Source organism: Stenotrophomonas sp. 28608_Sma, assembly GCF_056486185.1.
The window spans coordinates 3,528,542-3,541,427 of sequence record NZ_CM151308.1 but is presented as its reverse complement, the minus strand read 5'-3'; the positions used below and the strand labels follow the sequence as shown (position 1 = coordinate 3,541,427).

Below are 12,886 nucleotides of genomic sequence, written 5' to 3'. Positions count from 1 at the left end.
CCCTCTGCATTACCCGTGTGACAGCTGGATCAGCGCCAGACCTTGATCTGCTCGGCTTCACTGCGCTGCATCGGCTGGCCGGCCTTGCAGCTGAAGGTGGCGCCGAAGGCCGGCAGGTTGGCCAGCGTGCCGTTGCTGCGCCACAGGCCCGGTGCACGGATGTCGGCGGTCAGGCGGCGTACGGCCTCGTTCGGCGCCAGCTGCTGCGCCCACAGCGCAGACCAAGCGCGGAAGAAGCCCTGCTGCTGGGCCTGCTTGGCCTTCGGCTCCTGCGCGACATACGCCGCCCAGGCCAGTTCCAGACCGGCGATGTCGGCCAGGTTCTCCTCCTGGGTGAGCGTGCCGTTGACCTTGGCACCCTTCACGCCCGGGAAGTCGTAGGCGCTGTACTGCGCGGCTACGCGGTTACCGAGCAGGGTCCAGGCGGTCTTGTCGGCCGGGGTCCACCAGCTGCGCAGCTCGCCCTTGGCGTCGACCAGCGCGCCCTTGGCATCGATCGCGCGGGTCAGCTCATGGCCGACCAGGCCACCGAAGCTGCCGAACTTGTCGGCAGCGTCGGCCTTGGCGTTGAACACCGGGCCCTGCAGGATCGCGGCGGTGACGATCAGGCGGTTCTGGGCCAGATCGTAGGCCAGCGACGGCTGCTGCGGCAGCACGTCCCAGCGACGGTCGGCGTTGCCCTTGCCGATGCGCTTCATTTCCTCGCGATGGCGCCAGGTCGAAGCAATCAGCATGTTGCCACCGAACGAACCGCGGCCCATCGGCTGCACGCTGTAGTCGAGGTCGCGCAGCGGGGTGCCGATCTCGATCTTCAGCGCAGCCAGCTTGGCCTGCGCTTCGGCCTTGGCTTCGGTGCTCATCCAGCTGCTGTTCTTGACCGCTTCGATCTGCACTTCGCGCACCTTGTCGACGATCCACGCCGCCTGGCGACGATCTTCGGCGGACAGGTAACGGGCGGCGTATTCGCGACCGACCATCGGGCCAGCGGCTACGTTGATCGCCTCCAGCACGTCTTCCCAGCGCTGCGGCGGCAGAGTTTCGCCACGCAGCACGCGGCCGCGGAATTCGAACTCGGCGTCGCGGTAGGCCTTGGACAGGTACGGTGCCATCGAATCGCCCACGCGCCAGCGCAGGTAGGCCTTCCACTGGTCCGGCTTGAGCTTGGTGACCATGCCGTCGAGCTGCTTGAACAGGCCCGGGTCGGCCAGCGAGACCAGGTCGTCATCCACGCCCTGTGCCTTCAGGAAGGCATCCAGCTGCAGGTTGCGGTAGCGGCTGTTGAGTTCCTTGGTGGAGATCGGCGCGTAGTTGTTGAACGGGTTGTTGATGCCGGCCAGCGACTGCGCATTGCGTGCCAGCTCGGTTTCCAGCGCGATCACCGCTTGCGACTCGGCATCCAGCTTGGCCGCCGGGGTGCCGGTCAGCGCCAGGATCTGCTTGACGTAGTTGCGGTAGCGGCCCATCAGCGCCACGGTGTCGGCGTCGGTACGGGTATAGAACGCCGGATCCGGCAGGCCCATGCCGCCCTGCATGAAGTAGCCGATGTGACGGTCCAGTGCTTTCAGATCGACGTCGGGGCCGAAGTTGAATGCCACCGGGATGCCGACCTGGTGCAGTGCGGCGATCGAGGCCGGCACATCCTTGGCCTTCTTGATGGCGTTGATGCGGGTCAGCAGCGGGGCGATCGGGTTGGAGCCGTCTGCTTCCACGGCAGCTTCGTCCAGGCCACTGGCCCAGAAGTCACCCAGCAGCTTCTGCACGTTGCCCTGCGGCGCCTTCATCGCTGCGTCGAGCAGTTCACGCTGCTGCTGGCGGCTGCGGTCGACCAGCTGGCCCAGCGCGGTGGTGGCGCCGGTCTGCGGCACAGGGTTGGCCTTCAGCCAGCCTGCATTGGTGGCGTCGTAGAAGTCGCTGCACTGGGCACTGACAGCCGGGGCACGCGCGGCCTTTTTCTTGGCGGCGAAGGCATCGTGGGTCGGGACCAGAGTCGCCAGGCTGATGCCCAGGGCGATGGCAAGCGGACGGAAATTGGGCATGTGGAACGAATCCGTGATGGATTGAGGGCGCGCGCACTATAGCAAGCCGCGCATGGGCGCGGCATGCACGCATCACGGCGCATCCGCCGGGCATGGCCCGGCGCTACCGGGTGTGTGGCATCGACACCGCATGCACGCATCACGGTGGCTCCGCCGTGCCATACGCCGACCAAGGTCGGCACCTACCAACGGCGTGGGCCTGCACAGGCGCGGCAGATCCACGCCATGCGTGGATGACGGGCGCCGCAAAAAACAAAGGCCCGGGAATTCCCGGGCCTCTGCAGGTCTACCTTGGCATCAGCCAGGGCTTACCAGATCACCACCTGCTGCTCGCCGGCGCGGGCCATCGGCGAACCGGCCTTGCACTGGAAGGCCGCGGCAAAGGTCGGCAGGTTCGACGGCGCACCCATGGCTCGGAACTGCGCCGGCGCGTGCGGGTCAGTGGCCAGGCGGACCTTGGCGTTTTCCGGGGTGTACTTGGTGCGCCACACGGTGGCCCAGTTGAAGAAGAAGCGCTGGTCGCGGGTGAATCCATCGACCTTTGCATCTTCCTTGCCGGCGGACGCCTTCTGCAGGGCGTCGTAGGCGGTAGCCAGGCCGCCCAGGTCGGCGATGTTCTCGCCCAGGGTCAGGTGACCGTTCACGGCCTGGCCGTCGACCTTGTACTGGTCGAACTGCTTGACCAGCTTGCCGGTCAAGCCTTCGAAGTTCTTCTTGTCAGCGGCGGTCCACCAGTCTTCCATGTTGCCGGTCGGCCCGAAGCGTGCACCCTGGTCGTCGTAACCGTGGGTCATTTCGTGGCCGATCACCGCACCGATGCCGCCATAGTTCAGTGCGTCGTCGGTCTTCGGATCGAAGAACGGCGGCTGCAGGATGGCGGCCGGGAACACGATCTCGTTCTGCAGCGGGTTGTAGTAGGCGTTGACCGTCTGCGGGGTCATGCCCCACTCGGTCTTGTCCACCGGCTTGCCGATCTTGGACAGGTTGAACTTGTAGTTGAACTCACTGGCTGCGCGCACATTGCCCAGGTAGCTGTCGCGCTGGGTCTGCAGGCCCGCCCAGTCACGCCACTTGTCCGGGTAACCGATCTTCGGAGTGAAGGTTTCCCACTTGGCGATGGCCTTGGCCTTGGTTTCATCGCTCATCCAGCTCAGGCCCTGGATGCGTTCCTTCAGCGAAGCGGCCAGGTTCTTCACCAGCTCTTCCATCTTCGCCTTGGCTTCCGGCGAGAAGGCAACCTTCACGTACAGCTGGCCGAAGGCTTCACCGGCGTCGTTCTCGATGGTGCCCAGCACGCGCTTCCAGCGCGGCTTCTGTTCCTTCTGGCCGTTGAGGGTCTTGCCGTAGAACTCGTAGTTCTCCTGCACGAAGGCATCGGCCAGGTACGGCGAGGCGCTGTCCACGGTGTGGAAGCGCAGGTAGGCGCGCCACACCGACGGATCGGTATCGCCCAGCGCCTTGCTCACTTCCTCATGGAAGGCCGGCATGGCCAGCGAGAACTTCTCCGGCGCGGCTACGCCCTGCGACTTGAAGAACTCGGTCCAGCTGAAGTTCGGGGTCAGCTTGTCAGCGTCGGCCAGGGTGACCGGGTTGTAGTACAGCTCGACGTTGCGCGACAGCTCCACGCGCGACTTGGAGGCCTTGGCCAGGCGGGTCTCGAACTTGACCACGTCCTCGGCCTGCTTGGCAGCGTCGGCAGCGGCGACGCCGGACAGCTCCAGCACCTTGGCGACGTGTGCCTGGTAGGCCTTCAGCTTGTCGGCGTTCTTGGCATCGGTGTAGTAGGTGCTGTCCGGCAGGCCCAGGCCGCCCTGGCTGGCGTAGGCCAGGTTCACGGCCGAGTTCTTGAAGTCGGCTTCAGCGCCGAAGCCGAACAGGACGTTGTCACCCTTGGCCGCGCTGCTGCGCAGGTAGTCGGCGATGGCCGCCTTGTCCTGCAGGCCGTCGATCGCGGTCAGGTCGGCCTTCAGCGGCTCGATGCCCTGGGCATTGATCTTGGCTTCGTCCATGCCGGTGGCCCACAGGTCGCCGACGATCTTCTCGATATGGTTCGGGTTCTTGACCTGCGCGACCTGTTCAGCCAACTGGTGCTGTACGGCCACCGAACGCTCGTCGAGGATGGTGAACGCGCCCCAGCTGGTGCGGTCGCCCGGAATTTCATTGGCGGCCAGCCACTTGCTGTTGACGTAGTCGCCGAAGGCGCCACAGGCGTCCTTGCTGGCATCCAGATCGCTGGGCTGGAAGGCGTTGTAGGCCGGCAGCTTGCTCTCGTCCAGCGTGTAGTTGGTGGCTTCGGCCGCAGCCGGCGTGGAGGCGGTGGCATCCTTGGCCGGGGTTTCGTTCTTGCCGCAGCCGACCAGCGCGGCCGAAACGGCCAGGGTCAGCAGCACGATCTTGGGAGTACGGGTCACTTTGATGGCCTCCAGGCCGAGTGAGTCAGGGAAGGGCCGCGGGGACGGCCGTGGGCCGAACAATACGCCGCCGGCCTGCCCTGCAAGGGTGTCGAAGGTCATGGCCGGGCGCAAGGGGGCCGCTTCGTGGGCCGGAAAAGACAGACCCGGCAAAAGCCGGGTCTGTCGGGGTACTGCGATCAGGCGTGGATCAGAACTTGTACTTCAGACGCACGAACGGGGTGCGGCCGTACAGGTCGTACTGGGTTGCGAATGCCGGGATGTTGCCGTAGCGGGCATCGCTGACGCCGGTGGAGATCAACGGCGGGGTCTTGTTGAAGATGTTGCTGACACCCACCAGGATTTCCCAGTCGGCCTGCGCGTAGCTGACCGAAGCGGTGTGGTACGTGCGCGAATCGGCAACGATGTCACGGTAGGAGTTCGGACGGCCCTGATAGGTGTACACCGGGTTCAGGTCGATGTCTTCGGTCTTGTGGATATAGGTGGTCAGCCAGTTGAACGACCAGTCGCCACGGGTCAGGCTCAGTGCCAGATTGCCCACGACTTTGGGACGGCCGATGTCGCCCAGCAGTTCCGAGGATTCCAGGCCGCTTGCAGCCGCACTGGAGAACACTTCCTGGGTGTCTTCGATCGTGTAGGTGACCTGGGTCTCGGCCGAGAACTTGCCGAACGAGAAGTCGTGATCGAAGTTGGCGGTCAGGTCGTAACCACGGGTGCGCTGCTTGTTGATGTTGATGTACTTGTTCTGGATCTCGGTCACCGCATACGGCTGGTTGCCGGTAGCCGGGTTGCGCTTCAGCAGGTCGCAGTAGCTGTTCGGGTACACCGTGCCGCCGTAGCAGCCGCGCATGATGTTGGTGCTGCCGAGCTGGGCGATTTCATCCTTCACTTCATAGTCGAAGTAGTCGATGGCCACGCTGAGGTTGGCGAAGGTCGGAGTGAACACGATACCCGCAGTCTTCGCACGCGAGGTTTCGGGAATCAGGCCACTGCCACCGCCGGTGGCGTACGAGGTACCGCTCGAGCCGCCGCCCGCATAATCGGCGGGAATGCCTGCGGCTGCGCAGTTGGTCTGATAGGCGCTGTTGGAGCTTTCACCCCAGCGGACGCACGGATCGTTTGCCTGCTGGAAGAAGCCGGTCTGGTTGCCCAGGTACAGCTCATACAGGCCCGGAGCACGGTAGGAAGTGCCGATCGAGCCACGCAGACGCACCGATGGGATGATCTGCCAGTTCAGGCCGACCTTCCAGACGTTGTCCGAACCGGACACCGTGTCGTACTTGAATACACGGCCGGAGGCGTTCAGGCTCAGCGACTCCACCGCAGGCAGGCCCTTCAGCAGCGGAACGTCCAACTCGACGAAGGCTTCCTTGACCTTGTCGTTGCCCTTGGTCACATCAGCCGAGGACGAGCCCCAGATGTCACCGGCGCGCGACAGTTCGCCCGGCTGGTCGTTGATCGAGTAGTAGCGGTATTCCAGGCCGCCCGCAAAACCGACCGCACCCGCCGGCATCTCGAACAGGTCGCCGCTGACGACGGCGTTGATGGTGGCCTGCTTGTAGATGGTTTTGCCCCAGTCCCAGACGCCCAGCTTGTCGACCAGTTCATCGACCTTGCGGCCGCTGAGGTACTCCGGATCGAAGTAGTTCACCGCCGGAGGAGCATCGGTGTAGTCCAGGTCGCCGCTCTTGGAGGCCTGGATGGCCAGGTTACCGTACTTGCCCTTGGAGTGGCTGAAGTTCGCATTGACTTCCCATGCCCAGGTGTCGGTGCCCTTGAACAGGCCGTCAAGCTTGGTGGCGGCATAGAAGTAGTCGACCGTCACATCCTGTTGCGACTTGAACAGCATCACCGGATTGGCTTCGATGCGGGTGCCCGGCAGGTATGCGTACGGGAAGAACTGGCGCCAGGCGAACGTTTCGGTTTCGCGGCGGTTGAACAGGAACTGCGTCTTCCAGTTGACCGAATCGAAGCCGAAATCGGTTGCCAGGTAGACCGTCTTGCGTTCCTGCTGGTTGATGATCTGGCCCTCGCCCCAACGGGCGAAGTTCAACGGCTCATCGTAGAAGGCCTGGCCACGCGCATAGGTCTGGGTCTTGCGCGGGCGGTAGCCCGGCAGCGGGCCGACAGTGGTGCCATCACCCGACGGCACATAGCGGGTGCTGCCGATGTCGACCACGTTGTGAAGCATGTTGTTGCAGCCGGCCAGCGGGGTGCCGGCGTTGACCGAGCGATCTTCGCGATCGATGCGGTTGCCGTCCGCGTCCTTGATCAGGTCGTTGCCGCACTTCAGATAGTCGCGGTCGCCGCGGGTCAGCTCATAGTGCTTGTACCACTCGACGGCAGCCACGACGCTGCCCTTTTCGAAGTTCCAGCCATTGGCCAGCGACGCCGAGAACACTTCACCGCCGCCTTCGGTCGGGACGCGGCCGGTAACGGTCAGCTCCGGGCGCTCGATGTTCTTCTTGGTGATCAGGTTGACCACACCGGCCACGGCGTCGGAACCATAGATCGAGGACGAACCGTCCTTCACGATCTCGGCACGCTGCAGGATGGCGGTGGGAATGACGTTCAGGTCGAAGGCGCCGACGGCGCCACGGGTACCGGCCGGGCCGGGGCGCTGGCCATCGAGCAGCACCAGGGTGCGGTTGGCGCCCAGGCCGCGAAGCGAAACGGTCTGTACGCCGGTGCCGCCGTCCACGACGAAGCCGCCGAACTGGTGGGTGATCTGGGTTTCGGCCGAACCGATGGCCGACTTCTGCAGGAACTCGGCCACGTTGACCTGGCCCTGCTTCGCGTTCGTTTCGGCGTTGATGGTGAACACCGGCGAAGTGGTCTCGTAGTCCGCACGGCGGATCAGGGATCCGGTGACCGTAACCTTGTCAAGATCGGTTGCGCGGGTGGAAGCGCTTGAGCTGCTTGACGCCTTTGCTTCCTGCTGGGTGGATTCCTGGGCCAGAGCCGGTGCGACCTGCAGGCAGGCCAGCACAGCAAGAGTCAACGGGACGCGGCTTGGCTTTGATTGGCGGTTGGCGTTGCGCATTTCGTTTTGATCCCCACTTGTTATGCTTCGGTTAATGGAGTGTATGAGTCGCGTAAAGTAAATGCAACATGAATATTAGAATCTCTTAACTTGCTGTTGTTATGGGGAAATTCAGTATTTGGGGCATGAAAAAGCCCCTGCCTGGCCGGCAGGGGCTTGGTGAAAGCTAGGGTGCGCGGGGAGGGATCAGAGGCCGCCGGGGCCGCAATCCTTGCTCAGGTAGTCGGCCATGAGCGTCAATGTCGTCCGGAAGTGCACGGGGTACCAGGGCATGCTGTGCGGCATGTCGGGGATCAGCTCGAACCGGGCTGGGACCTTGCCCTGTACGCCGTTGTAGAAGTTCCTCGCATGGAAGGACGGCGTGCGTACGTCACGGTCACCGACGAAGGTCAGCAGAGGAATCGTGGCCTTCGCGGTGTTCTGCATCGGGTCCATGCCCTTCACCGTGCGCCCCTGCAGAATGCGTTGCAGGCGGTTCTGGCTCCAGGAGGTGCCCAGCCGGCCAAGATCAGTGACCGGGGCACCCGCGATGGCGCACTGGTAGGGCGATGGGCTTCGGACCGTTGCAGCGGCAGCCGCGAAACCACCGTAGGAATAGCCGAAGATCGCGATCCGGTCCTTGGCGGCGATGCCCTGTGAGACCAGCCAGGCGGCGCCGTCATCCTTGTCGTCCTGCATCTTCTGGCCCCACTCGGCGTCACCTGCCAGCCAGAGCTTGCGGCCAAGGCCGGCGCTGCCGCGGTACTGAGGGCGCAACACGGCGTAGCCGCGCGAAGTGAAGAACGGCACCCAGCCGGATGCATCCCAGCCGGTGTAGTCGCGTGCCCACGGCCCGCCGTGCGGATGAACGAGTGCAGGCAGCGGGCCGTCGCCCTGCTTCCAGCCCGGCGGGAGATCCAGAATCGCTGGAATCTGCAGCCCATCGCGTGCGGTGTAGGTCACCCAGCGTTGTTCACCGATCTGCTTGCTGTCCACCCAGGGGCGCTCGCTGCCCAGCGGCACGACATTCTTGCGATCAGCCAGGATGAAGTAGCTCTTCGGGTTGCGGTTGCTTTCCGTGGTGAACAGGACGCGCGAAAGGTCGTCGTTGTAGCCGGTGATGTAGATGCTCAGGCCGGGATAGGCTTTCTGCAGGCCATCCTGCAGGGCCTTCATCTGCGGATCCACGTACACGGCCTGTCGCTGCGGACCGTCGATATAGAAGCCGAGGACCTGGTTGAAGTTGCTCTTGCGCGTGCCCAGGATCAGTGAACTGATCGAGAAGGATGGATGGGCGGCCAGAGGCTCCTTGTCGAACTCCTTCTTGGCAGGATCGTACAGTCGCGCCTGCACCAGATCGGAGAACTGGTCGGTCAGCACGTACAGCTTGCCGCTGTCATCGTCTATGCCGACGACTTCCACCGTATAGCGTTCGCTCAGTCGGGTGGTCAGGGGGGCGTGCACTTCGAACTGGCCGGCGCTGTTCTTGATCAGAATGCGTTGTTCGAAATCGTCGGAACCGGCGGATTCGACCTGGGTCTGGGTAAGGACTTCACCTGTGCGGGGATGGAACAGGCCGGGTGACGTGCGGGAGCTGCCCTTGAACAGCAGTTCGGTCTGGCCCGTGCGCAGGTTGAAGCGATAGTAGTTGGCCTGCAGCGTGGCCTCATTGAGCTGGCTGATGATGACCCTGTCTGCATCCAGCGGCAGCCCATGGACGAGCGAGGCGGTACCCGCAAGTTCGAGGCAGCGAAGGGTCTCGGGGCTGACCCCGAGCGTGCGGGTGTTGTTGGCGAACGCCTCGTCGAACTTGGTCTGGGTGGCGTCGGTGAGGTAGGCCTTGGTCAGGAAGGTCTTGGTGGCTCCCGTACTGTTGCCTTCACCGCAGCCGCCGAGTTTGCCTGTCCATTCCTGGCGCCCGATGACGAGGTTGCGTCCCGCCTTCAGTGCGCTTGCCGCGATGAACTTCATCCGGTCACCGGATGGCGTGATGGCGACCGGACCGGCGCCGAGGTTATCCAGGTTCCAGTTGGCCAGGGCGGTATCGCTGTTGTCGCTGCCGGGCGCGGCGACGATCGCGACCAGCTGCTTGCCGTCGGCGCTCATGGTGACCGACTGGATGGTGGGGATCTTGGCGAAATCCTCGGCTGGCAGAGGGCTTGCGAGGGCAGGGGCAATGCACAGCGCCGCCAGTGCGGCGGCGCCAAGGCGGGCGGGGGACAAGCGCAGTTCCATGGTCGGCAGGGTCCTTGTGGCGGGCACATCAATATGACCTGAAGATGAACGAAGACGTGAATCCAGTCAACTTGGCGTGAATGCCCGGGCGCGCGTCACGCCCTGGAGGGACGACCAGCAAAAAAAGACCCCGCCGGGGCGGGGTCTTTGGTGCGGCAAGGGCCTGGATCAGTGATCGCCGAACTCGTACTTGGCCTGCACATAGATGGCACGCCCGTAGGCGTTGTACAGGTAATTGTTGTACGGCTGGCCGCTGGTGCCGGCGAAGCTGAAGCGCTGGTTGTCCGGCATCTTGTTGAACACGTTGTTGACCATCAGCGACAGGGTCAGGTTGTCCAACGCACGGTAGTTCACGCTCAGGTTGTAAGTGGTGTAGGAGCCCCACTTGCCTGCCTTGTAGCCGGAGCTGTGGACGTAGTCGTACCCATTGCCCACGTACGCCATGTAGTTCGGCGTCTTGCCAATGTAGTTGGCGTACAGGGTGGTGGTCCACTTGTCCTTGGCCCAGCCGACCGAACCATCGGCGCGCACCTTGGCGTACGAGTCGTACACCCACATCGCGTACGGGTCACGCAGCAGGTCCAGGAACTCATCGCCCGGCTGCGGCTGCAGTTCGCGCTTGAGCATGTCGGTGTAGTTGCCCGAGAACTGAAGCGAACCGAAGCGGCCCATGTCGTGCACGTACTTGAAGCTGGCGGTCAGCGCTTCCAGGTTCTGGCGGGCGACGTTCATCTTCGGGGTATAGATCTCGTCCAGCACGCCGGACGCATCGCGGGTGATCCAGTCGTTGACGTTCTGGCAGCTGGCCGAGGTGTTGTTGGCCTGGCCGCCACGGCAGTAGTACTCGGCCAGCAGCAGCTGGTCGGAGCTGAGCGTATCGACCTCGTTCTTGATCTTCCAGTTGTAGTAGTCCACCGACAGCGACAGGTTGTTGATCGGTGCCCACACAACACCTGCATTCCAGACGTCGGCGGTGATCGGTTCCAGGTCCGGGTTGCCGGCGCGGGTGCCGAACACCGAGACGCTGTCATACGGGCAGCCGGTGGTGTTGGCCGGGTCGTAGCCCAACTGGCCGCAACGGTAGTAGTCGGTGGAGCCGTTGGCGTAGTAGCCGCTACGGCCCTGGAATGCGTCGGACAGGGTCGGAGCGCGGAACGCCGTACCGTACTTGCCGCGGAACAGCAGGCTTTCGATCGGACGGAACTCGATGCCGATGCTGTAGGTGGACTTGTCGACGGTGTTGCTGCCGATCTTGAAGGCGTCGTAGCGACCGGAACCGGTCACCGTCAGCATGTCATGCAGGGGCAGGCGCAGTTCACCGGTCACCGCATAGTTGCTGCGGTGGCCAGCACCGGAGACCGCCGTGGTGCCCCAGACGCTGCCATCCATCAGGCCCGGATCGGGGCTGTAGTCCCAGCCTTCGCTTCCACCTTCAACGACCACGGCCAGGCCGGCGTCGCCGCCGGGCAGCTTGAACAGTGATCCATTGGTGACCTGTGCACGGGCCAGGTTCTGCCAGGTGCGGCTCTGGCTGTAGCTGTAGCCGGTGAAGGTCTGGAAGTCACCGGCCGGCAGCGGCGCGTAGAACGCTTCCCAGTTCGGGCTGTAGATGTCGTAGCCGGTGCTGGTGGTTCCCAGCACCGGGCCGAGCACGCGCTGTTCGAAGTAATCGTTGATCGGGTCATTCCAGCGCACGAAGTTGCGCTCGGTCAGCTTGTACTCGCCGCGGGTGAAGCTGAGGCTGTAGTCCCAGTTGCCGGCCGTGCCGCGGCCGCCCAGCGTCACCTGATAGGCCTTGTTGCGGTCGGTGTTCATGATGTCGCGGTAGCCGGCGCCGCCGATGTCTTCCGGGGCGAACACGCGCTGCAGGTTCATGTACTGGCCGCTGGCCTGGTCGTAGAAGCGGCCCCAACCGGAAGAGGTGCCCCACCAGGTGTAGCCGGAACCCGTTGCGTACTTGACCTCTTCCAGGCTGTACAGCGCATCGCCGAACAGCTGGAAATTGTCATTCACGTCGAAGGTGGCAGAGCTGTAGATCTGCGCGCTTTCCTTGCCGTTCTTGATGGTCTTGTAGCCGGTGCCATAGGTCGAGCCACATGCCTGGCCGGTGGGCCGGGTGCCGAGCACCGTGGTGCCATCGAACTGCCCGGCCACATTGGCGCACAGGTTCGGATCCATCATGGCGTAGGCGTTGTTGGCCGCCGGCAGCAGCACCAGGAAGTCGTTGGAAACGTACTGCGGGCTGTAGCCGTCGGGGTTGTTGACCTTGGTCAGATCGCGTTGGTAACCCCAGATCGGGCTGGTCTTTTCGTACTGCACGTTGACCAGCGCGTGGAAGCGGTCATCGACACCATTGAAGCCGCGGGCGCCGCTGAAGCGGAAGCTGTTGCCGCCGCCTTCGCTGTAGGCGCCGCCACGGACGTTGAGGACGCCACCATCCATGCGTTCCTTGAGGATGATGTTGACCACGCCAGCGATCGCATCGGAGCCATACAGTGAGGACTGGCCGCCCGGCAGGATCTCGATGCGCTCGACGATGTCGATCGGAATGCCGCTGATGTTGTTGAACGTATCGCCGCCGTTGTACAGCGCCGGATATGAAAGCATCGGGCGGCCGTTGATGAGGTACTTGGTGTAACCCGGGCTGAGGCCGAACATGCCGGCGGCTTCGGCGCCCTGGGTGAACGAGGCCGAGGTCTGGCCACCCTGCAGGCCGCCAGTGGACAGCGAGGACTGCTGCAGGACATCGGCAACGCTGGTGAAGCCGCGGGTCTGGATGTCCTCTGCGGTCACGGTCAGGACCGGCGTGTGGTTCTCGATCTCGGTCTGCGGAATCAGCGAACCGGTGACCGTCACGCGGTCAAGCTGGGTCGGTGCATTGCCGCTTTGCGCCAGGGCCGTGCCGGAGGCGAGCAGTGTGCCGAGCAGGGCGAGCGTCAGTGGGTGGCGCGAGAGTGTGGAACGATGGCGAGACATGGAAAATCCCCGTAGTTAGCGATGTCTTGGCTACCGGCTTCCGTGTCGGCTTAACGATCTGTTCAGTTGCATTCCATTCAGCCGGACCGTAACACGCACTTAACGCAGGGAACACACGATCGTCATTTCGTCAATCGGGCTTCTGCCTGAAAAATGGCGATATATCAATGACTAACGCCAATTGTTTTGGAGTGTTTCAAAAGATG

5 protein-coding genes are annotated in these 12,886 nt (G+C 63.7%); all 5 read right to left on the bottom strand.

The features are described from left to right. Nucleotides 1–29: 29 nt before the first annotated feature. The 5 genes from ACZLHH_RS16810 to ACZLHH_RS16790 all read right to left on the bottom strand — a co-directional run bounded on the left by ACZLHH_RS16810 (nt 30) and on the right by ACZLHH_RS16790 (nt 12,680). Complete coding sequence (locus ACZLHH_RS16810) at nt 30–2,036, bottom strand: M13 family metallopeptidase (RefSeq protein ID WP_049460715.1); 2,007 nt, start codon at nt 2,034–2,036, stop codon at nt 30–32. Between the two features lie 308 nt (nt 2,037–2,344). Next, nucleotides 2,345–4,447, bottom strand: coding sequence for a M13 family metallopeptidase (locus ACZLHH_RS16805; protein WP_180845110.1), 2,103 nt, complete (start codon nt 4,445–4,447; stop codon nt 2,345–2,347). Between the two features lie 190 nt (nt 4,448–4,637). Further along, a complete protein-coding gene (locus ACZLHH_RS16800) occupies nt 4,638–7,490 on the bottom strand; it encodes a TonB-dependent receptor domain-containing protein (protein WP_125893993.1) in 2,853 nt (950 codons plus the stop codon). Nucleotides 7,491–7,676: 186 nt separating this feature from the next. Then, nucleotides 7,677–9,704, bottom strand: a complete 2,028-nt coding sequence (locus ACZLHH_RS16795) for an alpha/beta hydrolase family protein (protein ID WP_180845111.1) — start codon at nt 9,702–9,704, stop codon at nt 7,677–7,679. 168 nt (nt 9,705–9,872) lie between these two features. Then, a complete protein-coding gene (locus ACZLHH_RS16790; protein WP_071228766.1) occupies nt 9,873–12,680 on the bottom strand; it encodes a TonB-dependent receptor domain-containing protein in 2,808 nt (935 codons plus the stop codon). Nucleotides 12,681–12,886 lie beyond the last annotated feature (206 nt).